The organism is Devosia sediminis (assembly GCF_016411825.1).
Taxonomy (GTDB): Bacteria; Pseudomonadota; Alphaproteobacteria; order Rhizobiales; family Devosiaceae; genus Devosia; species Devosia sediminis.
The window spans coordinates 34,824-57,347 of record NZ_JAEKMH010000006.1 but is presented as its reverse complement, the minus strand read 5'-3'; the positions used below and the strand labels follow the sequence as shown (position 1 = coordinate 57,347).

Genomic DNA, 22,524 nt, shown 5'->3' with positions numbered 1-22,524 from the left:
TTAGGGCGCTTTGCCGCCTCTGGCCAGTCAGATGCGCCTGCCGGCGGCGTCGATCACCACTTCTCCATCTTCCTTGGTGAAGGGAATGCCCAAGGCCTCAGGCAGGATATCGAGAACGACCTCCGATGGCCGACAGAGGCGTACGCCATGCGGCGTTTCCACAAGCGGCCGGTTGATGAGGATGGGATCGGCCAGCATGGCCTCGATCAGTTCGGCATCCGACAGGGCCGGGTTGTCCAGCCCAAGCGCGAAATAGGGCGTGTCCTTGATGCGGATGGCCTCCCGCACCGAAAGTCCGGCGCGGTTGATGAGATCGACGAGGCGGGCACGATCAGGCGGCGTTTCGAGATAGAGGATAATCTCGGGGTCGATACCGGCGCCGCGGATCATCGCCAGCGTGTTGCGCGACGTGCCGCAATCGGGATTGTGGAGGATCGTCACGGTCATCAGCGATACCCCGCTGCCTGCAATTCGAAGAGTTCGGCATAGCGGCCCTTCATGGCTACCAGTTCCTCATGCGTGCCGGCTTCCAGGATGGCGCCGCCATCCAGCACGAGGATGCGGTCGGCCATGCGCACGGTCGAGAAACGGTGCGAGATGATGACGGCGGTCTTGCCGTGGGCGAGGCCCTTGAAGCGGGCGAAGACCTCGGCCTCGGCCTTGGCGTCGAGAGCGGCGGTCGGCTCGTCGAGGATGATGAGCTCGGCGTCGCGCATATAGGCGCGGGCAATGGCGACCTTCTGCCATTCGCCGCCCGAAAGATCGCGGCCCTCACGGAAGAGGCGTCCCAACTGCTGGTCATAGCCCTTGGGCAGCTTGGCGATGACGCCATCGGCCAGGCTTTGCTCGGCGGCGCGGTCGATGCGGTCCGCATCTTCGCGCGCGGCTATGCGGCCGACGGCGATATTGTCGCGGGCGGTCAGCGAATAGCGGATGAAGTCCTGGAAGATGACACCGATATTGGCGTGGATGTCCTCGAGCGCGAGATCGCGCAGGTCGATGCCATCGATGGTGACGCGGCCCTCATCGGGATCGTAGAGGCGGGTCAGAAGCTTGACGATTGTGGTCTTGCCCGCGCCGTTCTCGCCCACGAGAGCCAGGGTCTCGCCGGCCTTGAGCTCGAAGCTGAGATTGCGGACCGCCCAGGTATCGGTATCGGGATAGCGAAAGCCGACATTCTCGAAGCGGATGCCCTGCCTGAGCGGCGCGGGGAAGGCGACGGGCACGGCGGGGGACATGATGCCGGGCTCGATCTCGAAGAAAGAGAACAGGTCGTCGAGATACATGGACTGCGCCGCGACCTGGGTGAAGCCAAGCAGGATCGCCTGGAAGAGGCCGTTGAGCCTCAGGAACGAGCCCGAGAGGAAGGCCAGGTCGCCGATGGTGAAATCGCCGGTAATGGTGCGCCAGACGATGAAGGCATAGGCAAAATAATAAGTGACGGTGGAGATGGCCGCGAAGATGGCGCCCCAGAAGGCGCGCTGGCGGGCGACGCGGGTGTTTTCGACGAAGATAGTATGCGCCAGGGTGCTGAAGCGCTCTACGAGGAAATCCCCCAGGCCAAAGAGCTTGATTTCCTTGGCGGTTTCGGGCGTGGCGCCGATATAGCGGATATATTCGAGTTCACGCCGCTCGGGGGTGCGCCAGCGCGACAGCCAATAGGCGAGCTGGTTGAAGCGGGTTTCGCCCAGGACGGCCGGCATGAAGGAAACGGGCAGCAGGAGGATCAGCCAGGGCGCGTAGACGAAGAGGCCGGCCGCGAGGGTGGCGACGGTGATGACATTCTGCGCCTGGCCGAACAGCACCGAGAGGAGGGCATTGCGGCCGGCGGCCTGGCGGCGCGCGCGTTCGAGCCGGTCCTGGTATTCGGCGCTTTCGAAATGTCGCAAGTCCAGCCGCGCGGCATGGGACATGAGTTCGACGCTCATCTGGTTGGAATGAAGTTCGGTGAGGATGGAATCGACGAGGTTCATCGCCCGGTTGACGATGTCGATGCCGACGACCAGTGCCAGTTCGATCAGCAGGAGGCCGAGGACGTGGCTGAGCTCGCCGCTGGCCCACCAGTCGGCGATTTCGGGGCCGGGCGGGGTGATGCCCGAGAGGCGCACGACGTCGTCGATGATGAGCTTGCCGACCCAGAGCATGGCAATGGGCTGGAGCGCGCCGATAAGGCGCAGGACGACGCTGGCAACGGCCAGCGGTGGGCTGGTGCGCCAGATCTGCACCAGCAACCGGCCCAGCAGGCGGAAATTCTCCAACTGCTCGCGAATGGTCGGTGCGGTTTCGGGAATTGGCGGCGGGCGCCGTCCGGGAAGATCGGTCATGGGACCAATGTAGTGAGTCCCATCCCGCTCGGGAATAGGGCGCGGCTAGCGCAGGTTTCGCAGGAAACCGGCAAGGTCGGCGGTGACATGATGCACATGCGGCCCGGTGGAGCGGCCCAGTTCCCAGGCTTCGACCTGGTCATGGGCAAAGTCATCGCCGGCCACGACCTGCACGGTGGCCATGCCCACTTCGTGCGGCACGACGAGGTTTTTCTCGAGATCGTCGAACATGACGGCGCGCCTGGGGTCGATGCCATGGAGCGCGAAAAAGCCATCATAGGCGGCGCGATGCGGCTTGGGCACGAAGGTCATGGCGCGGATGTCGTGCACATGTTCGAACAGATGATCGCCGCCCAGGCGCCGCAGCACCGAGCGGGCATGACCGGTATCGCCATTGGTCAGGATGAACTTGCGGCCGGGCAGGGCCTGGATGGCGGCGATCAGATCCGGATGGGGATCGACGGGCGAATAATCGATGGCGTGGACAGTGTTGAGGAAGTGGTCCGCATCGATGGCGTGGCGCTGCATCAGCCCGTTCAGCGTGGTGCCGAAGTCGCGATAATAGGTTTTTTGCAGGTCGCGGGCGCTGGCGAAATCGAGCTTGGTGACGTCCATCACATAATTGGTGATGAGCGTATCGATCTGCGCGAACAGATTGCACTCACGCGGGTAGAGGGTGTTATCGAGGTCGAACACCCATTCGGTGACGTGGGCAAGGCTGGTGCTGGATGGTGTGGCGAGCGCGGTCATGGCTGCAGTCTGGCACAAAAGCATGAAGGCTTCATCAGTGCCGGGGCGGGCGGGACCCGAAGGCCCCGCCACGTTTGCGTTACTTGGTCTTCTGGTTGGCCGTCACGGTGAGGCCGAGAGCCTGGATCAGGCTCGCCGGATTCGAGGCGGCGGCGCCCAGGACGAGAAGGCTGGTCGGGGTGGCCGGGTTAATGGCGATCTCGAGGCTCTGCGGATCGTCGAGGAATTCCGAAACCGGCGGCACGACGACGTCGGCCAGGGCGGGAATGCCGCTTTCGGCGATCATGGCCGGGAGCGTTGCCTTGAGGCCTTCAACGAAAGTGGCGCGGTCGGCACCCGACTGGGCGGCGAACAGGTCGAGCAGCTTGGGCGCAAGACCGGCATCGTCATAGCGGATCGAGGCGCTGGCAATGGTCAGGGCCTGGGCGATTTCCATGCCGGCCATCATCTGCTGGGCCTGGGCCTCTTCGCTGGTCGGATCGAGATCCGAGTTCTGCAGCGCATAGACCTTGTCGAGCATGGCCGGGGTGAAGCCCGAGAAATCGGCCTTGATGTCCAGCGCGCCGACATCGGCGAAGTCGAACAGGAACTCGTCGATCACGATATGGCCGTCGGCCATCGTCCAGCTCATGGTCTGGGTGATGTTGCCGCTGATATTGGTGAGGCCGAGAGCTTCAATGATGGCGCCGGCTTCCGGTTCTTCTTCGCCGACGGTGCTCAGATCAGCCCAGATATTGGTGATGGCGAGGGTCGAAACGAGGGATTCGAGGCTGTCGTCGTCGGCATAGGTGAAGTCGGAAGCCGCTTCCATGCTGTCGATCTTGATGACTTCGGCGCCATCGCGGGTGATGGTCAGCGGACCGGTGGCGATGCGACCGACAGTCTGCAGCAGGGCCAGCGAGCTGGTATCGCCGTCTGCGGGCAGCCAGAGATCTTCCGCGACAATGTCGGACAGGGTCAGGTGGCCGACCGGATCGGTAGCAAATTCGGTGTCGATATCGGGAACGGTCAGGCTTTCGGCGGTGTAGCTGCCATCGTCGTATTCAACGACGCCGGTAAAGGTCAGCTCGGTGTCGAGCACCATCGGCTCTTCGACGCCGGCAAGACCGACCGTGACGCCGTCGACGGTGATGGTATCGCCTTCGAGCGTAGCTTCGCCAAACGTCAGGTCATAGCCCATGGCCTGATAGACGGTGGCGATGCGCTCGACGAAAGCGTCGGCTTCAAGGGCCATTGCCGGCTGCATGAGCATGATGGTGGCGAGGCCCGTTGCTGCGAACAGGCCAGTAGTCTTGATCGTCCCGATCATCTAGTTTTTCCCTCGATATGACTTCGCACGGACAGGGCAGTTCCACCCCGCGCGGTTGGTCGACAGATGGCCCCTCACCCCATCAAAAGCAATGGGGGCGTGGCGGAAATAAGTCCGCCTGCTATAGACGGGGTTTATTTCAACCTAATGTCTCAGACCGCTGATGGTTCAGGCAGATTTCAGAAACTGACGATAGGCCGGATTTTCGGTCTCGTCCCAATAGGGGAAGCCGATAGCGTCGATATGGGCGATGAGATCGGCCTCGGTTTGGGCCGGCACTTCGATGCCCACCAGCACACGGCCATAATCGGCGCCGTGGTTGCGATAGTGGAACAGCGAGATGTTCCAGGCGTCGTTCAGCCCTTCGAGAAATTTGAGCAGGGCGCCCGGGCGCTCCGGAAACTGGAAGCGGAACACCCTTTCGTCGGCGAGGCCGGCGGCGCGTCCGCCCACCATGTGCCGCACATGCAGCTTGGCCACCTCGTTATCGGTGAGATCGGCGACCTCGAGGCCGCTCGCTTCGAGCAGGGCGATGATTTCGTGCTTTTCCGCATCGCCGCCCGAGAGTTTGATGCCCACGAAAATATGGGCGCTGGCGCCGGGGGCGTAGCGATAGTTGAACTCGGTAATGGCGCGATTGCCGATGAGGCGAATGAAGGCGCGGTAGGAGCCGGGCTGTTCGGGTATGGTGACGGCCAGGAGCGCCTCGGCGCGCTCGCCGATTTCTGCGCGTTCGGCGACGTAGCGCAGGCGGTCGAAATTGACATTGGCGCCCGAATTGATGGCGATCAGCGCGCCCTCGGGTGCCCTGCCATGCTCGATGTCGCGCTTGAGACCGGCCAAGGCCAGCGCGCCGGCCGGCTCGGTGATGGCGCGGTGGTCGTCGAAAATGTCCTTGATAGCGGCGCAGATCTCGTCGGCGGTGACGGTGACGATGTCGTCGAGCAGTTCGCGGCAGAGCCGGAAGGTCTCGTCGCCCACCTGGCGCACGGCGACGCCATCGGCAAAGAGCCCGACCTGATCGAGCGGCACTGGCCTACCGGCCGTGATGGCGGCCTTCATGCTTGCCGCCTCTTCCGGTTCGACGCCAATGACGCGGATATCGGGCCTGAGGAATTTGACGAAGCTGGCAATGCCGGCGGCGAGGCCGCCACCCCCGACGGGCACATAGATGGCGCCGATGGGTTCGGGGTGCTGGCGCATCAGTTCGAGGCCCACCGTGCCCTGGCCGGCAATGACATCGGGATCGTCGAAAGGGTGGACGAAAACATAGCCGTGCCGCTCGGCAAGGCCTGAGGCGTGGGCGCGGGCGGCATCGAAGCCGTCCCCGAACAACACCACTTCGCCGCCGAGACGCCGGACGGCATTGACCTTGATGGCGGGGGTGGTGGTCGGCATGACGACGATGGCACGGATGCCCAGCCGAGTCGCCGACAGGGCCACGCCCTGCGCATGATTGCCAGCCGAAGCGCAGATGACGCCACTGGCGCGTTCGTCGGCGCTGAGGTGGACGATGCGATTGTGGGCGCCGCGAATCTTGAAGGAAAAGACCGGCTGCAGGTCCTCGCGCTTGACGAGAATGGTGTGGCCAAGCCGGGTCGACAGCAGGTCCATCGGTTCGAGCGGGGTCTGCTCGGCGACTTCATAGACCGATGAGGTCAGGATCTTGCGGACATAATCAGTCATGGCACGGCTTTCCTGGATACGGGGCTGATGGACGCTTCCTGACAGGAAATGTCAACGCCACGTCCGATAAGCCATGCAGCCCAGGCATTGCTGCCCGTTATCAATCAAGTGATTGATTAATGACTGCAGCCTGTGTAGAGCCAGTGCATGAAAACGGATCAGATAAAGCGGGAAACAGGCGAGGGACGCAGGGCGGCCATTGGCAAGGCTGCGCGCCAACTTATCGTCGAGAAAGGCCTTGAAGGTCTTCGGACCCGCGACATCGCGGCCCTGGTGGGGATCAATATCGCCACGCTGCACTACCACGTGCCGAGCAAGGAGGCATTGATTGGCCTCGTGGCCGAAAGCATCCGCGACGACTTCAAGGTGCAGGCGGCCCGGCACCCCCGCGACGGCAAGACCGGGCTTGAACTGCTTCGCCTGGAATTTGCCGACTTCGCCGAGACGATGGAAGAAGCGCCCGACCTCATCGTCGTCATGGCCGAGCTGACCGAACGTGCCCGCCGCGACAAGGCCATCTCCGCCATCATGGCGCCGATGGGCGACTTCTGGCGTCGCCAGATCGCCGAAATCCTGGCGCTCGGTGCCGAGGATGGCTCGTTTCGCACCGACCTCGATCCAAAGGCCGGCGCGCTGCTGATTACCGGAGCCCTTTCCGAATATGCCCGCACAAGCGGCAAGTTCGGGCCGGCTCCCGCCCTTTTTGCCGAAATCGAACGGGCGTTCCGGCGTTCGTCCACTACCTGAGGATAATCAAGATGACTTATGCGGCCGCAACGGCCACGCCACCCGATCCGCGCCGCTGGCTGTCGCCAGCCGTGCTGCTGATCGCCAATTTCATGAACCTGATCGACGTGACCATCGTCAATGTGGCGCTGCCGTCGATGCGGGAAGGCCTTGGAGCCTCCGACAGCCAGATCGAGTGGGTGGTCGCCGCCTATGTGCTGGCCTTTGCCCTGGGCCTGCTTCCCTTCGGGCGCTTGGGCGACATCGTCGGGCGCACGCAGATGTTTCTCTGGGGTGCTGTCGGCTTTACCGCCGCATCGGCGCTATGCGGGCTTTCTGGCTCGATCGAGATGCTGATCGCGGCCCGCGTCATCCAGGGGCTGGCAGGCGCGATGATGGCGCCGCAGGTACTGGCCATCGCCACCGTCACCTTCCCGGCCGAAGAGCGCGGGCAAGCCTTCTCGCTGTTCGGGCTTTCGGCGGGTCTTGCCTCGGTCTGCGGCCCGATCCTGGGCGGCGTGCTGATCGACGCGCAACTGTTCGGCATGGACTGGGAACCGATCTTCCTTGTCAACGTGCCGATCGGCATCGTCGCCATTATTGCCGGCTGGTTCCTGATCCCGCGCCTGCCGGGCCACGGCGAACTGCGGAACGACTTTGTGGGCATTGGTCTTTTCGGGGCCGGCATCGTCGCCATTGTCTATGGCATCGTGGAGGGCGAGCCGCTCGGTTGGCCGCTGTGGATATGGCTCCTGATCGGGGCAGGTCTCGCGCTGATCGGCGCATTCTATCTCTGGCAGCGCCACCGGGCGGCCCAGGGACAGCCGCAGCTTCTCAACTACGACCTGCTGCGCAACCGCGACTACATGTTCGGCGCCCTTGTGGTCACCATCTACGCCTCGGGCATTCCGGGCATGTTCATGGTGATCTCGCTGCTGCTCCAGTCCGGCTTCGGCTTTTCGCCGCTGCAGTCGGGCCTGACCAATACGCCGTTCTCGGTGGGCGTGTTGCTGGCCTCGTTCATCGCGGCACGCTTCGGCTCGCACTATCTGCGGGCGCGTGTCGCGGCGGCGGGGGCCATGCTGGCTGGCGGTATCCTGTGGCTTCATTTCGTGATCCAGAGCGCCGGCGACACGATCAATTCGTGGAGCTTCCTCGTGCCGCTGCTGATCGCCGGGATTGGCCTGGGCACCGGGTTCTCGTCGCTGTTCCAGCTCGTCCTCCGCAACGTGCCACCGCGTGATGCGGGGGCCGGTTCGGGCGCGCTGCAGGCCTTCCAGCAGGTGGGCGGGGCGATCGGCATCGCCATTGTCGGGCAGATTTTCTTCACCGAGCTTGCCGGGAATTTCGCGGCTGGCCAGGCGCCCAACGCCGCTTTTGCCGAAGCAGCGTCCCTGGCGCTCTGGTACCAGGTGATCTCGTTCGTGCTGGTGCTGCTGCTGGCCTTCCGCTTCCGGCCATCAAACCCGAAGGAGCATGGCGGGCCGTCGCCGGTGGTGGTCGAGGCCTGACGCGCTACTCCGGGGCGGCGTCCTACTCCGCCCCGGAGAACAATTCCCAGGCCTGGTAGCCTGCAAGCGCAATGACCAGAATGCCGACCAAGAGCATGAGGCTCTTGCCAGGCAGCCAGCGCACCACGAAGCCGGCGAGGGGAGCGGCGACGAGGCCGCCGACGACAAGGCCGGCCACCGCCCAGAAGTAACGGTTGATCTCTTCGGCTTCCGACCAGTGGCCGGTGAGCAGCGCCGTCAGGAATGCGACCGAAACCGCTGATGTAACGAAAAACTCGACCGCGTTGACAGTGCCCACGACATAGCGCGGCGCGCCGCCCGAGCCGATGAGGCTCGAGGTGACGATGGGTCCCCAGCCGCCACCGCCAACGGAATCGACGAAGCCCCCGGCGACGCCAAGCGGCAGCACGATGCCGGTGCGCGGTTCCTTGTAGGGGCCGTGGTCGCGCAGGGCACGATAGAGGATGAAGACGCCCAGGAGGCCGAGATAGACGGTCACGAAGGGGCGGATCATGTCGCCATCGACCGAGGTGAGCACATAGGTGCCCAGGACGCCGCCCAGCACACCGACCGGGGCGAGGCGCCAGAACAGGGGCCAGTTGATGTTTTTGTTGCGCCAGTGGCTGGTGGCCGAAGCGGCCGTGGTGAAAACCTCGGCTGCGTGGACGCTGGCCGATGCCGCCGCGGGCGGTACGCCAAAACTAAGCAGCATGGTGGAGGAAACGACGCCATATGCCATGCCCAGGGCGCCGTCCACGATCTGGGCGAAAAAGCCCACCGCCATGAAGATAAAGAATTCCGACCCCATCAGAGCCCCCCAAGCTGGCGGATGCCAGGCATGAGTTAACACGCTGGGGCAGAAAAGGTTCGTCGCGTGATTTTGCCGGCGCCTAGCGGACGATCAGCGTGCCGGCACCGAATTCGGTGAAGAGTTCGACCAGCACGACATGCGGCTGCTTGCCGTTGAGGATGACGACACCCTCGACGCCATTGTCCAGTGCTTCGAGGCAGGTTTCGACCTTGGGGATCATGCCGCCCGAAATGGTGCCGTCGGCGATCAGCGCCTTGGCATCGCGCACCGTCAGTTCCGGGATCAGCTTGCCATCGCGGTCGAGCACGCCGGGCACGTCGGTGAGGAACAGGAGACGCTTGGCGCCGAGCGAGCCGGCAATGGCGCCGGCAAAGGTATCGGCATTGATATTGTAGGTGTTGCCGTCGCGGCCGGGGGCCACCGGGGCGATGACCGGGATCATCTCCGAGCGCGCCAGAAGGTCGAGCAGGGTGCGGTCGACTTCCACCGGTTCGCCGACAAAGCCGAGATCGAGCACGCGCTCGATATTGGAGGTCGGGTCGATGACCTTCTTTTCGGCCTTGCGCGCGAAGACCATGTTGCCGTCCTTGCCGCACAGGCCGATGGCCCATTCGCCTTCGGCATTGATGAGGGCGACGATTTCCTTGTTGATGGAGCCGGCCAGCACCATCTCGACGATTTCCATGGTGCGCTTGTCGGTGACGCGCAGTCCGCCCTCGAACTTGGATTCGATGCCCAGGTTCTTGAGCATGGAGGCGATCTGCGGCCCGCCGCCATGGACGACGATCGGGTTGACCTTGGATTGCTTGAGCAGCGCGATGTCGCGGGCAAAGGCCTGGCCGAGCTTGAGATCGCCCATGGCGTGACCGCCATATTTCACCACGACGGTCTTGCCCTCGTAGCGCTGCATATAGGGCAGGGCCTGGGCAAGGATGCCGGCATCATGGCTGAACCGGTCGGTCTCGGAGGCTTGATCGGTCATTGTGTTCGCGGCTCCCTGGCAAGGCCTGTCTTTCGGGAAAAAGGGTCTAGTCGATTTCCGGTTGCGATGAAACGGCTTTAGGCCAAGTTTTTTGCGGCGCCTTGATCCAATTTTGCCCTATTCTCGTTGTGCGAATGGGACGCGCAGGCCAGTCTGCGCGAGGAGGGTGCCTGACCATGGCCGTGCAAGCCGCCAGTGCCGACATTGCAGATCTGATCGCGCGCTGTTCGCTGCACGACCGGACCGCGTTCCGTACGCTCTATCAACGCACCAGCGCGAAACTGTTCGGCGTGGTCCTGCGTATCTTGAAAAACCGAGCGGAAGCCGAAGAGGCGATCCAGGAAGTCTATATCAAGATCTGGCAGCGGGCCGACAGATTTGTCGCGGGGCAGTATTCTCCCATCAGTTGGCTGGTGGCTATTGCCCGCAACCACGCGCTGGACATGCTGCGGGCGCGGCGGCCGGCCGGCGAGGACATCGATGCGGCCCTCGACATCGCGGATGCGGCGCCCAATCCCGAGCGGCTGGCTGCCGCGAGCGAGGACGGAGCGCGTATCGAGGCGTGCCTGGCCCAGCTCGATGCCGAGAAGGCCGACGCGGTGCGCGGGGCCTATCTCGACGGCTATAGTTACGAGGAGCTGGCGCAGCGTTTTGCCGTGCCGCTCAATACGATGAGGACCTGGCTGCGACGCAGCCTTATTCGGCTGAGAGAGTGTCTGACGGCATGAGCGACGATCGGGACGACAGTGCAGGAGACCGGCGCGGGGCGCTGGTGGCAGAGTACGTCCTGGGGCTGCTCGGGCCGGCTGACCACGAGCGCATCGGCCGCCAGATCGAGGCCGACCCAGCGCTGCAGCGCGAACGCGATTTCTGGTCGGCGCGCTTTGCGGCGCTTGATGGAGAATTCGCCGAGGTGGCGACCCCGGCCCATGTGCTCGAACGCATCGAGGCACGGCTGTTCGGGGTGGAAAAGAAACCGTCTGTGTGGGAAAGCCTGGCGCTGTGGCGCGGCATTACCGCCGGCGCGCTGGCGGTGGCCGTGGCGGCCATCGGGTTCAATGTCATGCGGCCGGCGCCCAGCGTCACGGCGCTCACCACCCAATTGGTGGCGGCGCTCGAGGCCGAGGGCAGCGACGTGCGCTTCTTGGCGCTCTACGACGGCGCCGGCACGGTGCGGCTGACGGCGCTCTCGGGCGATGTGACGAGCGAGCAAGATCTCGAACTCTGGGCTATCCAGGGCGGGGCCGACCCCATTTCCATGGGCGTCATTCCGGTCAATGAACGCTCGGAAGTCGAGATTTCCGAAGAGATCATGGCAGGCTGGGGCGAAGGCTCGGTGCTGGCCATTACCGTGGAGCCCAAGGGCGGTGCGCCGGAGGGCAAGCCCACCGGCCCGGTGGTCGCGGCCGGCGAAGTGCACCAGATTTAGTTGAAACGTGAGGATGGTTTCATCCCACCCTCATTCCCTCCCCCTTAAGGGGAGGGAGGCGCAGGGCCCAGAATGCTCGGTTCTTCTGCTCCCTCCCCTTGAGGGGGAGGGAGCAGAAGCTTGGCGTCAGCCATAGCGGAGCTTGGGTGGGGTGATTGCCCCTCAGTCGATCAGCAGTTCTACCTTGACCCGGTCGTCGAAGGACCAGCCGCCCAGGGCCAATACGCCGCCCTCGGCGTCGCGCACCAGGGGAGCGGTGCGGATGGCTTCGGCCGGGGTGGTCACCTTGAAGCCGAGGAAATCCTCGAGCCGGTGGCGAGGCATGAAGTCGGTGGCGCCGGCCACAAGGTCGATGTCGTCGGACACGTTGGTAATGAGGAAGCGCTGGTCCCAGACCAGCTTCTGGCGGGGCATGAGGATGATGTCTTCAGGCAGAGCGCGGCCGGGCTCGCGCGAGACGAGGAGCGTCTCCCCCTTGAGGCGCACCACCGCCCCCAGGAGGGTCGCGGCGCGCGGCAGGTCGCCCTCCGCGATCTGGTCGTAGAGCCGTTCGACCTGTCCGAGTGCCCGCGGCTTTTGCCGGCCGCCGACGATGTTGAGAATGCGGCCGAGAAGGCGCCGGCCGATCGCCGGGCTCAATGCATGGAAAGCACTGCGCGGCACGCTGGCGGCGCCAAATCCATCCAGCACGACGAGTTCGGCGAAGGCTGCATCGGCAAGCTGCGCCAAGGCAGCATCGGCCTCGCCCATGCGGGCTGCGAACCGTGACAGGGCGGAGCTGTCCAGGCCCTCGGCCGCAAGCGCCGGCATGAGCTTGCGCCAGCGCACACGCTCATAGGCCGGATCGACATTGGACGGGTCGCGCGCTGGAGTGAGGCCGGCTTCGTCCACCAGCGCCGCCAGACTTGTCGGCTCTACATCGAGCAGCGGGCGGAAGACTGCGACGCCCTCGACCTGGCTCAGCGGCACCATGGCCTTGAGCCCTTCGATGCCGCTGCCATGGGCAAGGCGCATCAGCACGGTCTCGGCCTGGTCACCGCGATGATGGGCCGTCATCAGCAGGGTGGCGCCGTCGGCCTGCATGGCCTGGCCAATCAGCCGGTAGCGGACCTGCCTTGCCGCTTCCTGCAGACCAGAATCGGGTTTCGCGCCGTCCCAGCGCAAGCCCCGGGCCTCAAGCCCGAGGCGCTTCGCGGTGGTGAGCACCATGGCCACCTCGTCCTGCGCCTCGGGCCGCAGCGCGTGGTCGAGGCTGTAGACGACCAGTTCGGGTCCATTGTCCTGCGTTTCCAGCCAGCGCTGCGCCAGCAGCATCAAGGCAAGACTGTCGGGCCCGCCTGACACGGCCAGGCCCAGTTTCCCGTGTCCGGCGGCCGGCGCGAAGAGGCGCGCCAGCACGTTCGGATCGCCCAGGTCGGGCGTCAGGCCGGCGGACATTCAGCCTTGGCCTTTTCCTCGGCAAGACGCGCCTGGAATGCGGGAATGGTATTGGGGTAGCGTGTCGAGACTTCCGCAAAGGTGCGGCAGGCCGTTTCCCGCTCGCCGACACCGGCCAGCGAGACGCCGAGCTTGAGCAACAGGTCGGGCGCACGCGGGTGGTCGGGGTCGTTCTGGTAGGCGTCGACCAGCACGTCTGCCGCTTCGGCATAACCGCCGCGGGCAATCATGGCCTCGCCCAGCCAGTTGCTGGCATCCATCACCTGCGCATTGTCCGGATAGAGTTCGATGAACTGGGCGAACTGCTGCTCGGCAAACTCGTAATTGCCGGCCACCAGGGCCTCGTATCCAGCGCGATACTGCGCATCGGCGTCGGGATTGCCGGTGGCGGCGGTGGCCGGGTTGTAGCTCAGGTCCAGCGGCTGGCCGGTGATGAGGTCGACGCCGCCCGATTGACCGGTGCCCAGAAGCGGGTCGGCGGAGGGCGGGACCGTGCCGTCGTCGAATGTGGGATCGAATTCCACCTCGCCCGGCAGCGGCTGCACGCCCTGCTCGGGAATGTCGGTCATCGGGACGTCGGTTTCGGTAGGAGCCGGGGTCTGCGGCAACGCCTCGGGCTGCGTCGCGCCGCCCGGTTGGGTTGCCGCATCAGTTTTTCCCCCAGCACCGCCTTCCAGCGCCTGGAAGCGGAAATCGGCGTCTTCCTGGAAGCGGTTGAGAATTTCCTGCAATTGGGTGAGCTGGAAAGTGAGGCCGTCGACCTGGCCGTTGAGCAGGCGGATCTGCTCTTCGAGCTGCTGGATGCGCACCATGAGCTGGGCGCTGTCGGCCTGGGCGACGAGGATGCGGCCACCATCATTGTTGAAGGTGAGGCCGCTCAGTTCGCCGGGTGGATAGATGGTCTGGGCGCTGACCGCCGGGGCGCTCAGGCCGACGCCGAGCGCGCAGAGCGCCGCGCGACCGAATTTGCTAAGTCTGGATTGCGTCAAGCCTGCCTCCGATTGTGCCTTGCCCGGCCAAGATGGGTATTCCCCATGAGGCGATAAAGAGCAATTTTGGTGAAAAGAAAGCGCCCGGGCCATTTTGTGGCTCCGGGCGCTTCTTGCCTCCAGTTCGCACTGGATCGCGTGGGCTCTCCGGTTTCCCGGAAAGCCGTTCTGTTACTGCACGACCGTGACCGCGCGGCGGTTCTGGCTCCAGCAGGAAATGTCGTTACAGATCGCCACCGGACGTTCCTTGCCGAAGGACTGGGTGGTGATGCGCTGGGCGTTGACGCCCTTGGACACGAGATAGTTGACCACGACCGAACCGCGACGGGCGCCCAGGGCGATGTTGTATTCGCGGGTGCCGCGCTCGTCGGCATGGCCTTCGATCATGACGCGATAGTTCTGGTACTGGTTGAGCCACTGGGCCTGCTTGTCCAGGGTAGCCATGGCTTCCGAGGTCAGCGAGCTGGAATCGGTTTCAAAGAAGACGCGGTCGCCAACGGTAACGATGAATTCCTGCTGGCTGCCCGGCGCGCCGGCGCCGGTATTGCCCACGCCGGTGAGGCCGACATTGTCGGTGGCGGAACGGGAACAGGCGGCGATCACGACGACGAAAAGCATCATCGCGGCAGCGCGCATAACGGTATTGAGGGGTGCGGGGATGACCACGTGAGGCTCCTGAAAGACTACAATCTTAAGCGCAGCATTTACCGCGCTTAATCTTAAAAGCCGGTGTGCAGAGAGGGTTAATCTTCGGCTAATGGGGCGCCGATGTGGCGGGAATCCGGGCTTTTTTGTGGCGTTGCCATGGTGCAACAGCGCCCGGCCGCCACTCCATTAAGGTTAAGCCCCCCGCGCTCGCGAGACTGCTGGAGAGGTCCTGAGCAAGCCGGTTTTTTGCTGTTCCGGCTTCCGCGCGGCGTGGCACTCTGCTAACCCAGCGCGCAACACTTTCCGACCGGAGGCAGCACCATGGGCAATGGCTTCAAGACGCTCGACGAACTCGACCTGACGGGCAAGCGTGTTCTGCTCCGGGCCGATCTCAACGTGCCGGTCGCCGAGGGCAAAGTGACCGATGCCACCCGTATCGAGCGGCTCGTGCCCACCATCCGCGAAATCGTCAAGAAGGACGGCAAGGCCATTCTGCTCAGCCATTTCGGCCGCCCCAAGGGCAAGGTCGATCCGGAATTCTCGCTCGAGCAGGTCTGCGAAGCCGTCGCCAACGAGACCGGTCATCCGGTCGGTTTCGTCGCAACCGACTGGGTGGATGTGAGTGCCGCCAAGGCGGCCATCGACCAGGCGCCTGCCGGCTCGGTGCTGGTGCTGGAAAACACCCGCTTCCATCCGGGCGAGGAAGAGAACGACCTCGAACTGGCCAAGCGCATGGCGAGCCTGGGCGATGTCTATGTCAACAACGCCTTCTCGGCGGCGCATCGCGCCCATGCCTCGACCGAAGCGCTGGCGCATCTGCTGCCGGCCGCAGCGGGCCTTGCCATGGAAGCCGAGCTCAAGGCGCTCGAAGCGGGCCTGGGCAAGCCCAAAAAGCCTGTCGTCGCCATTGTCGGCGGCGCAAAGGTGTCGTCCAAGATCGACCTTCTCGAAAACCTCGTGACCAAGGTCGATGGCCTCGTCATCGGCGGCGGCATGGCCAACACCTTCCTCTTCGCCATGGGCTATGGCGTCGGCAAGTCGCTGTGCGAGAAGGACCTCGCCGATACGGCGCGCCGCATCATGGACAAGGCCGAGAAGGCCAATTGCGCCATCATCCTGCCCATCGATGCCGTGGTCTCCTGGCATTTCAAGGCGAATTCGCCGACCCGACTCTATGGCGTCGATGCCGTCGATCCAGATGGCATGATCCTCGATATCGGCCCGTCCTCGATCGAGCGCATCAACGGGGCCATCGATGACGCCCATACCGTGGTCTGGAACGGCCCGGTCGGCGCCTTCGAGATGGAGCCTTTCGACGCCGGCACGGTTGCCATTGCCAAGCATGTCGCCAAGCGTACGCATGACGGGCATCTGGTCTCGGTGGCCGGTGGCGGTGACACGGTGAGCGCCTTGGCCCATGCCGAGGTCAAGGACAAGCTGACCTATGTGTCCACTGCCGGCGGCGCCTTCCTTGAGTGGATGGAAGGCAAGCCGCTGCCGGGCGTCGAAGCGCTCAAGAAGTAAAGGGGCCGTTGCCAAGGGGCCTTCGCGCTTCGCGGCAAAAGTTCCTGTTCAATCTTCCATACAAGATCATCCTTTCGTCTCATAACCGGAGGTCTAATCGAAAGGGCGGCGACGAAAGTCTAATCTGGCGCCCAATTCAGACCCGAGGTGCAGATCCCATGACGAAGTCGCTCAATGCCATTGCCCAGAAGCTCATGACCCCCGGCATGGGTATCCTGGCCGCCGACGAATCCGAAGGCACGATCGGCAAGCGCTTCGACAAGATCGGTCTGCCCAACGTGCTCGAACTGCGCCGCGACTATCGCGAGATGCTGTTCGGCGCGTCGGAAGCCATGACCAAGTATATTTCCGGCGTCATCCTCACCGAGGAAACGCTGAAGCAGGAAGCGGCCAGCGGCACGCCGTTCCGCGCTATCCTCGCCGATGCCGATGTGATCCCCGGCATCAAGGTGGACCGCGGCGCCTTCCCCATGCCCGGCGAGGGCAATGAAAAGATCACCGAGGGCCTCGACGGCCTGCGCCAGCGCCTCACCCACTATGCCGAACTGGGCGCTGGCTTTGCCAAGTGGCGCGCGGTCATCACCATCAACGACATCGCGCCCACCCGCAACAATATCCGCGCCAATGCCCATGCGCTGGCCCGCTATGCCATGCTTTGCCAGGAAGCCGGGATCGTGCCGATCGTCGAGCCGGAAGTGGTGGGCGACGGCGAGCCCGGCAATCATTCGCTGGAACGCTGCGCCCAGGTGACTGGCGACGTGCTCGAAAACGTCTTCAAGGAACTGCGCCTCGCTGGTGTCGATCTCGCCGGCATGCTGCTCAAGCCCAACATGATCCTACCGGGCATCAATTCGCGCGAACGCCCCAGCGTCGAGGAAGTGGCGCGCCGCACCGTCGAGGTGCTCAAGGAGCACGTGCCGGCGGCTGTGCCCGGCATTGCGTTCCTTTCCGGCGGCCAGACCGACGAAGAAGCGACCGCGCACCTGTCGGCCATGAACCGCATCGGCGGCAAGCCTTGGCCGATGACCTTCTCCTATGGCCGGGCCCTGCAGAACGTGGCGCTCCGCACCTGGGCCGGGCGGCGCGAGAATTTCCCGGCTGCCCGCCAGGCTTTCGCCCATCGCGCCCATATGAATTCGCTCGCCGCGACCGGCGAATGGAGCAATGATCTCGACCGGGCTGCCTGATAGCTGCGGCTGACTTTTCCCCGCGAACCCAACGTCGCGGCCTGGCGCGCGCCTCCCCAGTGGAGCGCGCGCCTTTCGTTTTGGCTTCCGCCATTGCCTAAGGCGGGGTGCATCCCCTATTGAGGCATGTCCCTTTCTTGCCAAAATGGCAGCATAGGGAGCGCTTCCGGCAGGGCTGGCAATCCTGCGGTTCGGAAGGGCGACAGAACCAGAACAGCGTCGTCTTCACCCAGGGACATCATGGCTCCGCAGCTCTATCTCATTACGCCGGACACTCCGAACCTGGAACAGTTTCCGCGCCAGCTCATGGGTGTCCTGTCGGGCCCGGACGTGGCGGCATTGCTGGTGCGGCGTGGCGGGCTGGGCGAGGCCGATTATGCAAGCCTTGCCGAGCGGCTGATCCAGATCGGGCAGGCGGCCGGTGCTGCGGTGCTGCTCGAAGACGATGCCGAACTCGCCGCGCGGCTGGGCGCTGATGGCGTGCATGTTTCGTCCGGCGGGGTGAAGGCGATCCGCGCCGCGGTTGCGACGCTCAAGCCCGACGGCATTGTCGGGGCCGGCAATATTCGCAGCCGCCATGACGCGATGAGTTTTGGCGAGCTCGACGTCGACTATGTCATGTTCGGCACGCTGGGTGGGGCAGTGGACCCGCAGGCGGCCGAATTGGCCCAGTGGTGGGCCGAGACATTCGAGGTGCCCGCCATCCTCTCCGACCCCAAGGCGGAAACGAGCCTCGTCGGGACGACTGAAGCGGAATTCATCGCGCTGTCCGACTGCGTGTGGGCGGCGCCGGATGCGGCTGCGGCACTGGCGGGGTTCGACAAGGCGGTCAAGGCGTCTTCATGAAACTCATCTCAAGGCTCCTCATCCCCCTTCTCTGCGCTGTTTCACTGCCGGCCCTGGCCCAGAACAATGCTGCCGATGCGATCAGCAGCGACGTCTTCGGGCCGCGCCATCCCGTCGACCAGGCCTTTGGTGCCTTCCAGCGCGGCTACTACCTGACGGCGCTGGAGCTGGCGCTGCCGCGCGCCGAGCAGGGCGACGCCGCTGCCCAGACGCTGATCGCCGAAATCTATGCGCGTGGCCTGGGCGTGGTGCAGAGCGCGGAGCGGGCGGCGGGTTGGTATCAATTGGCGTCGCGCAATGGCGACCGGCTCGCCACGTTCGAACTGGGCATGCTCTACCAGTCCGGCACCGGGGTGCCGCGCAACAGGCAGCGTGCGGCGGAACTGTTCAAGACCTCGGCCGATGCAGGCTATATACCGGCGAAATACAATCTGGCGCTGCTGCATGTCGAAGGCGTCTATGTCGAACCAAGCCTTGCCACCGCTGCGACCCTGATGAAGGAAGCGGCCGACGCCGAACTGCCCGAGGCGCTCTATGACTATGGCGCCATGCTGCTCGAAGGGGCGGGCGTTGCTCCGGACGCGGCAGAGGGTGCGCGCTACATGAAACTGGCCGCCGAGGCCGGGCTGATCGATGCGCAGGTTGATTATGCGACGCTGCTCTATCTCGGGCAGGGCGTCGCCCAAGACATTGAAGAAGCAGCGCGCTGGTATGGCATTGCCGCGGAAGGCGGCAGCGTCGTGGCGCAGAACCGCTATGCCAAGCTCCTGGCCGTGGGCGAGGGCATCACGCTCGACCTCGAGGAAGCGGCGATGTGGCGGGCGCTGGCCCGGCGGCAGGGCCTGACCGATCCCGACCTCGACCGCCTGCTGATCTCGATCCCGGCGGAAGCGCTGGCGCGGGCCGAGGAGCGGGCACGGTTCTGGCCGTCGCCGCCGCCCAGTGCGGCTCCTGCGCAGCCCGCCCCTGAGGCGGTGGAAGGCCCTGTGCTGCCGGCGCCGACCGATGCCGAAAATGCACCCAGCCAGGTGGTCGACCCGCAGGCGGAGGAAGCGGTAACCGACGATGCCACCGGCGCTGCGGAGAACGCAGAGCCGGCCGACCCTGAGCCCGGCGCGGCGCAAGACCCTTGAACCGCTGACGGTTCTGGGGCAATAAGCCCGCCACACTTCAAACCAGCGGTGGGGCCCTGCGGCCCCCGAGCCGGCCGGCAGCTTTCCTGCGCGGCCCGGCTGATCCGCATGAGCTAGCGAGCACACTTTTCATGGCACGTTCCGCCCTTCTCAATGTCATGGTCAGTGCCGCCATCAAGGCCGGCAAGTCGCTGTCGCGCGATTTCAACGAGGTCGAGAACCTGCAGGTGTCCCGCAAGGGCCCGGCCGATTTCGTTTCCAAGGCCGACCTCAGGGCCGAGCAGATCGTCTATGACGAATTGCGCAAGGCGCGCCCGACCTATGCCTTCCTCATGGAAGAGGGCGGGGAAGTCGCCGGCACTGACGGCCAGCATACCTGGATCATCGATCCGCTCGACGGCACCACAAATTTCCTCCATGGCATTCCGCTGTTCGCGGTGGCCATCGCGCTGCAGCGCGGCGAGGACATCGTGGCCGCGGTGATCTACAACCCTGTCATGGACGAGCTTTATACCGCTGAAAAGGGCGGTGGCGCCTGGCTCGCCGATACCAAGCGCCTGCGCGTCGCCGGCCGCCGCCACCTGTCGGATGCGGTGATCTCCACCGGCATCAAGACCCAGGGCACCGGCAATGACACGCTGCAGCTCCGCCAGCTCGCCACCGTCAATCCGGCCGTTGCGGGCATCCGCCGCTCGGGTTCGATCTCGGTGGACATGGCCTGGCTGGCCTCCGGCCGGTTCGACGGGATCTGGGAAGCCGGCCTCAAGCCCTGGGATGTGGCTCCGGGCCTCCTGCTGGTCAAGGAAGCCGGCGGCCTCGTCTCGGATTTTGCCGGCCAGCCAGGCTCGGTCTGGAACGGCCAGATCGTCGCCGGCAACGAAACCCTGCACGGTCAGTTGCTCAAGACGCTGCGGACCATTCAGTAACCGGAGCGGGGCGACCCGGGTGCCGCCCCGATCTCGCCATACGTCATCGTTAACCTTTTCCGTTGTCACGCCTTTCGGCCGCCTCTAGTCTCCAGGGCAGTTGATTTGCGCGAGAGGGGCAAGGTTCGGCAAAGATGACGCAGACTTACGATCCCTACCACCTCTCCAGCCCGGCCGTTTATCTGGTCAAGATCATCATCTTCCTGGTTCTGGTGGGCCTCGTCGCCGCTATCCTGTTCACCAACATCATCACCTTCTTCTGGGCGAATCCGTTCATCAACTCGATGATCTTTTTCGCCTTGGCCGTCGGTATATTCCTCAGCTTCCGGCAGATTTTCCGCCTCTTCCCCGAGGTGAAATGGGTCAATTCGCTCCAAGACGGAACCGCAACCACGGTGCGGCCGCCGGTGCTGCTGGCCCCGGTCGCCGGGCTGTTGCGCGAGCGGATCGGCGAGGCGGTCATCACCCCGTCCTCGATGCGCTCCATCCTCGATTCCGTGGGCAATCGCCTCGACGAGGCCAAGGACACCTCGCGCTACCTCACCGGCCTCCTGGTGTTCCTGGGCCTGATGGGTACGTTCTATGGCCTGCTCGAAACGGTGGGCTCGGTGGCCGGGGTCATCAATGCGCTCGATGTCTCGGCGGGCGACACGGCTTCGCAGTTCGCCACCCTGCGCGAGGGCCTGGCCGCTCCGCTGGGCGGCATGGGCACGGCTTTCTCGTCCTCGCTGTTCGGTCTGGCCGGCTCGCTTATCCTGGGTTTCCTCGACCTGCAGACCAGCCAGGCGCAGAACGCGTTCTATACCGATCTCGAGGACTGGATGACCTCGATGACCGAGCTCGACCACCCGGTCAGCGCCATGCAGGCCAATGCCGGCGGGCCTGACATGACGGCGGCGATCGAAAAACTCGGCGCCAACATGCAGAACCAGAACTCCTCGCAGAACGCCATTCGCGCCATGGCCGAACTGGCGCGCGGCATTGACGGGCTGGTCAAGCATATCCGCACCGAGCAGGACGATTTGCGCAAATACATCACCGAGCAGGGCGAGACCAACAAGAAGCTGCGCGATCTCATCGAGGCCATGCTCAACGAAGCCGATAACGAGCGCAGGAACTGATGCCCGGAGCGCGTGCCCGCCGCAGACAGGAAGCCAATTACTGGCCGGGCTTTGTCGACGCCCTGTCGAGCCTGTTGCTCGTCATCATCTTCATGCTCTCGCTGTTCATGCTGACCCAGTTCTTCCTCGGCCAGGAACTGCAGGGCCGCGACACCGCGCTTTCCCGCCTCAACAGCCAGATCGCCGAGCTGACCGACCTCCTGCAGCTCGAGCGCGCCAATTCCGACGATCTCACGGCGCAACTGGCAACGCTGACCGCGACGCTGGCCGGTGCCCAGTCGGAAAACGAGGACCTGGCGAGCCAGTTGGCCGGCATCGGCACCGGCCTTGGCGATCGCGACGCCACCATTGCGGGACTGGAATCGGACCTGCTCGAGGCCGAGGCCCTCTCGGACGAGGCCAATGCGCAGGTTGCGCTGCTCAATCAGCAACTGGCGGCACTGCGCACGCAGATCGGGGCGCTGGAAGCGGCGCTCGAAGCCTCCGAGTCGCGCGACGCGGAATCGCGGACCCAGATCGCCGATCTCGGGCGCCGGCTGAACCTCGCCCTGGCGCAGCGCGTGCAGGACCTCGCACGCTATCGCTCGGACTTCTTCGGCCGCTTGAGGGAAATCCTCGAGGATCGCGCCGATGTGCGGGTCGTGGGCGACCGCTTCGTGTTCCAGTCCGAAGTGCTGTTCGATCCGGGCCAGGCCGATATCGATCCGGGCGGACGGCCGGAACTCGATGCACTGGCCGATGCCATCCTGCAGCTCGAAACCGAAATCCCGTCCGACATCAACTGGGTGCTGCGCATCGACGGGCATACCGACAGCCGCCCGATTTCAAACGAGCGCTTCCCGTCCAACTGGGAGCTTTCGGCGGCACGCGCCATTTCCGTGGCGCAGTATCTGGTGTCGCGCGGCGTGTCGCCCAATCGCCTCGTTGCCGCCGGTTTTGGCGAGTTCACCCCGCTTGACCCGGCCGAAACCGAAGACGCCTATCGCCGCAACCGCCGCATCGAATTCAAGCTGACGGAGGGGTGATCGGCTCAAATTGCTCCGGTGGAGCAATTTGAGCCGATCACGCCCTGAGCCAGCGAAGGGCCGGGCCAGCCTTTCCTCATACACGATTCCCCCCTCGGGCTTGACCCTGGGGCCTCTAGAGGCCTGAACCAAAAGTTCGGTGATCATGGTGAGCGGCCCT

Annotated in this window: 21 protein-coding genes; 11 read left to right on the top strand and 10 right to left on the bottom strand. The window is 64.6% G+C overall.

From position 1 onward, the window contains the following. Positions 1-27: 27 nt before the first annotated feature. The 5 genes from arsC to ilvA all read right to left on the bottom strand — a co-directional run bounded on the left by arsC (position 28) and on the right by ilvA (position 6,069). On the bottom strand, positions 28-447 hold the full coding sequence (arsC, locus tag JEQ47_RS19450; protein ID WP_198878108.1) for an arsenate reductase (glutaredoxin): 420 nt from the start codon (positions 445-447) through the stop codon (positions 28-30). Beyond that, positions 447-2,324, bottom strand: coding sequence for an ABC transporter ATP-binding protein (locus JEQ47_RS19445; RefSeq protein WP_198878107.1), 1,878 nt, complete (start codon positions 2,322-2,324; stop codon positions 447-449). Before JEQ47_RS19445 ends, arsC begins: the two co-directional genes overlap by 1 nt. A 45-nt stretch (positions 2,325-2,369) precedes the next feature. Next, entirely contained in the window at positions 2,370-3,074 is a 705-nt protein-coding gene (locus JEQ47_RS19440) for a pyrimidine 5'-nucleotidase (protein ID WP_198878106.1), read from the bottom strand. 79 nt (positions 3,075-3,153) lie between these two features. Further along, the gene (locus tag JEQ47_RS19435; RefSeq protein ID WP_198878105.1) at positions 3,154-4,383 is read right to left on the bottom strand and encodes an aq_1923 C-terminal domain; all 1,230 of its coding nucleotides are present in this window, start codon (positions 4,381-4,383) and stop codon (positions 3,154-3,156) included. 168 nt (positions 4,384-4,551) lie between these two features. Further along, positions 4,552-6,069: a threonine ammonia-lyase, biosynthetic gene (gene ilvA, locus JEQ47_RS19430; RefSeq protein ID WP_198878104.1), complete on the bottom strand. Its 1,518-nt coding sequence runs from the start codon at positions 6,067-6,069 to the stop codon at positions 4,552-4,554. A 147-nt stretch (positions 6,070-6,216) separates the two neighbouring features. Here ilvA and JEQ47_RS19425 point away from each other — a divergent pair, with 147 nt between their 5' ends. Both JEQ47_RS19425 and JEQ47_RS19420 read left to right on the top strand, forming a co-directional pair. Beyond that, the gene (locus JEQ47_RS19425; RefSeq protein ID WP_198878103.1) at positions 6,217-6,816 is read left to right on the top strand and encodes a TetR/AcrR family transcriptional regulator; all 600 of its coding nucleotides are present in this window, start codon (positions 6,217-6,219) and stop codon (positions 6,814-6,816) included. 11 nt (positions 6,817-6,827) lie between these two features. Beyond that, the gene (locus JEQ47_RS19420) at positions 6,828-8,306 is read left to right on the top strand and encodes an MFS transporter (RefSeq protein ID WP_198878102.1); all 1,479 of its coding nucleotides are present in this window, start codon (positions 6,828-6,830) and stop codon (positions 8,304-8,306) included. Positions 8,307-8,328: 22 nt separating this feature from the next. Here JEQ47_RS19420 and JEQ47_RS19415 read toward each other — a convergent pair whose 3' ends face one another. Both JEQ47_RS19415 and argB read right to left on the bottom strand, forming a co-directional pair. Then, a complete protein-coding gene (locus tag JEQ47_RS19415) occupies positions 8,329-9,114 on the bottom strand; it encodes a sulfite exporter TauE/SafE family protein (RefSeq protein WP_198878101.1) in 786 nt (261 codons plus the stop codon). An 82-nt stretch (positions 9,115-9,196) separates the two neighbouring features. Next, complete coding sequence (gene argB, locus JEQ47_RS19410) at positions 9,197-10,099, bottom strand: acetylglutamate kinase (RefSeq protein WP_198878100.1); 903 nt, start codon at positions 10,097-10,099, stop codon at positions 9,197-9,199. A gap of 176 nt (positions 10,100-10,275) precedes the next feature. On the opposite strand from argB, the gene JEQ47_RS19405 reads away from it, so the two are divergent. Next, entirely contained in the window at positions 10,276-10,827 is a 552-nt protein-coding gene (locus tag JEQ47_RS19405) for a sigma-70 family RNA polymerase sigma factor (RefSeq protein ID WP_198878099.1), read from the top strand. Continuing rightward, positions 10,824-11,528: an anti-sigma factor gene (locus JEQ47_RS19400; RefSeq protein WP_198878098.1), complete on the top strand. Its 705-nt coding sequence runs from the start codon at positions 10,824-10,826 to the stop codon at positions 11,526-11,528. Before JEQ47_RS19405 ends, JEQ47_RS19400 begins: the two co-directional genes overlap by 4 nt. Before the next feature lie 162 nt (positions 11,529-11,690). On the opposite strand, the gene tilS is transcribed toward JEQ47_RS19400, so the two are convergent. The 3 genes from tilS to pal all read right to left on the bottom strand — a co-directional run bounded on the left by tilS (position 11,691) and on the right by pal (position 14,590). After that, entirely contained in the window at positions 11,691-12,965 is a 1,275-nt protein-coding gene (gene tilS / locus JEQ47_RS19395) for a tRNA lysidine(34) synthetase TilS (protein ID WP_198878097.1), read from the bottom strand. Beyond that, on the bottom strand, positions 12,950-13,954 hold the full coding sequence (gene ybgF, locus JEQ47_RS19390) for a tol-pal system protein YbgF (protein WP_198878096.1): 1,005 nt from the start codon (positions 13,952-13,954) through the stop codon (positions 12,950-12,952). The genes tilS and ybgF overlap by 16 nt, the downstream gene beginning before the upstream one ends. Before the next feature lie 171 nt (positions 13,955-14,125). After that, on the bottom strand, positions 14,126-14,590 hold the full coding sequence (gene pal, locus JEQ47_RS19385; protein ID WP_198878176.1) for a peptidoglycan-associated lipoprotein Pal: 465 nt from the start codon (positions 14,588-14,590) through the stop codon (positions 14,126-14,128). 333 nt (positions 14,591-14,923) lie between these two features. Here pal and JEQ47_RS19380 point away from each other — a divergent pair, with 333 nt between their 5' ends. From JEQ47_RS19380 to JEQ47_RS19350, 7 genes are all read left to right on the top strand, one after another. Beyond that, positions 14,924-16,126: a phosphoglycerate kinase gene (locus JEQ47_RS19380; protein WP_198878095.1), complete on the top strand. Its 1,203-nt coding sequence runs from the start codon at positions 14,924-14,926 to the stop codon at positions 16,124-16,126. Between the two features lie 158 nt (positions 16,127-16,284). Further along, positions 16,285-17,313, top strand: coding sequence for a class I fructose-bisphosphate aldolase (locus tag JEQ47_RS19375; protein WP_198878094.1), 1,029 nt, complete (start codon positions 16,285-16,287; stop codon positions 17,311-17,313). Positions 17,314-17,553: 240 nt separating this feature from the next. Continuing rightward, positions 17,554-18,159: a thiamine phosphate synthase gene (locus JEQ47_RS19370; protein ID WP_198878093.1), complete on the top strand. Its 606-nt coding sequence runs from the start codon at positions 17,554-17,556 to the stop codon at positions 18,157-18,159. Further along, complete coding sequence (locus JEQ47_RS19365; protein ID WP_198878092.1) at positions 18,156-19,292, top strand: tetratricopeptide repeat protein; 1,137 nt, start codon at positions 18,156-18,158, stop codon at positions 19,290-19,292. Before JEQ47_RS19370 ends, JEQ47_RS19365 begins: the two co-directional genes overlap by 4 nt. 131 nt (positions 19,293-19,423) lie before the next feature. Next, positions 19,424-20,218 carry an inositol monophosphatase family protein gene (locus JEQ47_RS19360; RefSeq protein ID WP_198878091.1) on the top strand — a complete coding sequence of 265 codons (795 nt, stop codon included), beginning with the start codon at positions 19,424-19,426 and terminating at the stop codon, positions 20,216-20,218. 134 nt (positions 20,219-20,352) lie between these two features. Further along, on the top strand, positions 20,353-21,339 hold the full coding sequence (locus tag JEQ47_RS19355) for a flagellar motor protein MotA (protein ID WP_198878090.1): 987 nt from the start codon (positions 20,353-20,355) through the stop codon (positions 21,337-21,339). Continuing rightward, positions 21,339-22,364 (top strand): peptidoglycan -binding protein, encoded by a 1,026-nt coding sequence (locus JEQ47_RS19350; protein ID WP_198878089.1) that lies wholly within the window; start codon positions 21,339-21,341, stop codon positions 22,362-22,364. The genes JEQ47_RS19355 and JEQ47_RS19350 overlap by 1 nt, the downstream gene beginning before the upstream one ends. Positions 22,365-22,524: the final 160 nt, after the last annotated feature.

Excerpts from the sequence above, each read along its gene's own strand:
- arsC (WP_198878108.1), bottom strand. The coding sequence starts at position 447 with ATGACCGTGACGATCCTCCACAATCCCGATTGCGGCACGTCGCGCAAC.
- JEQ47_RS19445 (WP_198878107.1), bottom strand. The coding sequence starts at position 2,324 with ATGACCGATCTTCCCGGACGGCGCCCGCCGCCAATTCCCGAAACCGCA.
- JEQ47_RS19440 (WP_198878106.1), bottom strand. The coding sequence starts at position 3,074 with ATGACCGCGCTCGCCACACCATCCAGCACCAGCCTTGCCCACGTCACC.
- JEQ47_RS19435 (WP_198878105.1), bottom strand. The coding sequence starts at position 4,383 with ATGATCGGGACGATCAAGACTACTGGCCTGTTCGCAGCAACGGGCCTC.
- ilvA (WP_198878104.1), bottom strand. The coding sequence starts at position 6,069 with ATGACTGATTATGTCCGCAAGATCCTGACCTCATCGGTCTATGAAGTC.
- JEQ47_RS19425 (WP_198878103.1), top strand. The coding sequence starts at position 6,217 with ATGAAAACGGATCAGATAAAGCGGGAAACAGGCGAGGGACGCAGGGCG.
- JEQ47_RS19420 (WP_198878102.1), top strand. The coding sequence starts at position 6,828 with ATGACTTATGCGGCCGCAACGGCCACGCCACCCGATCCGCGCCGCTGG.
- JEQ47_RS19415 (WP_198878101.1), bottom strand. The coding sequence starts at position 9,114 with ATGGGGTCGGAATTCTTTATCTTCATGGCGGTGGGCTTTTTCGCCCAG.
- argB (WP_198878100.1), bottom strand. The coding sequence starts at position 10,099 with ATGACCGATCAAGCCTCCGAGACCGACCGGTTCAGCCATGATGCCGGC.
- JEQ47_RS19405 (WP_198878099.1), top strand. The coding sequence starts at position 10,276 with ATGGCCGTGCAAGCCGCCAGTGCCGACATTGCAGATCTGATCGCGCGC.
- JEQ47_RS19400 (WP_198878098.1), top strand. The coding sequence starts at position 10,824 with ATGAGCGACGATCGGGACGACAGTGCAGGAGACCGGCGCGGGGCGCTG.
- tilS (WP_198878097.1), bottom strand. The coding sequence starts at position 12,965 with ATGTCCGCCGGCCTGACGCCCGACCTGGGCGATCCGAACGTGCTGGCG.
- pal (WP_198878176.1), bottom strand. The coding sequence starts at position 14,590 with ATGCGCGCTGCCGCGATGATGCTTTTCGTCGTCGTGATCGCCGCCTGT.
- JEQ47_RS19380 (WP_198878095.1), top strand. The coding sequence starts at position 14,924 with ATGGGCAATGGCTTCAAGACGCTCGACGAACTCGACCTGACGGGCAAG.
- JEQ47_RS19375 (WP_198878094.1), top strand. The coding sequence starts at position 16,285 with ATGACGAAGTCGCTCAATGCCATTGCCCAGAAGCTCATGACCCCCGGC.
- JEQ47_RS19370 (WP_198878093.1), top strand. The coding sequence starts at position 17,554 with ATGGCTCCGCAGCTCTATCTCATTACGCCGGACACTCCGAACCTGGAA.
- JEQ47_RS19365 (WP_198878092.1), top strand. The coding sequence starts at position 18,156 with ATGAAACTCATCTCAAGGCTCCTCATCCCCCTTCTCTGCGCTGTTTCA.
- JEQ47_RS19360 (WP_198878091.1), top strand. The coding sequence starts at position 19,424 with ATGGCACGTTCCGCCCTTCTCAATGTCATGGTCAGTGCCGCCATCAAG.
- JEQ47_RS19355 (WP_198878090.1), top strand. The coding sequence starts at position 20,353 with ATGACGCAGACTTACGATCCCTACCACCTCTCCAGCCCGGCCGTTTAT.
- JEQ47_RS19350 (WP_198878089.1), top strand. The coding sequence starts at position 21,339 with ATGCCCGGAGCGCGTGCCCGCCGCAGACAGGAAGCCAATTACTGGCCG.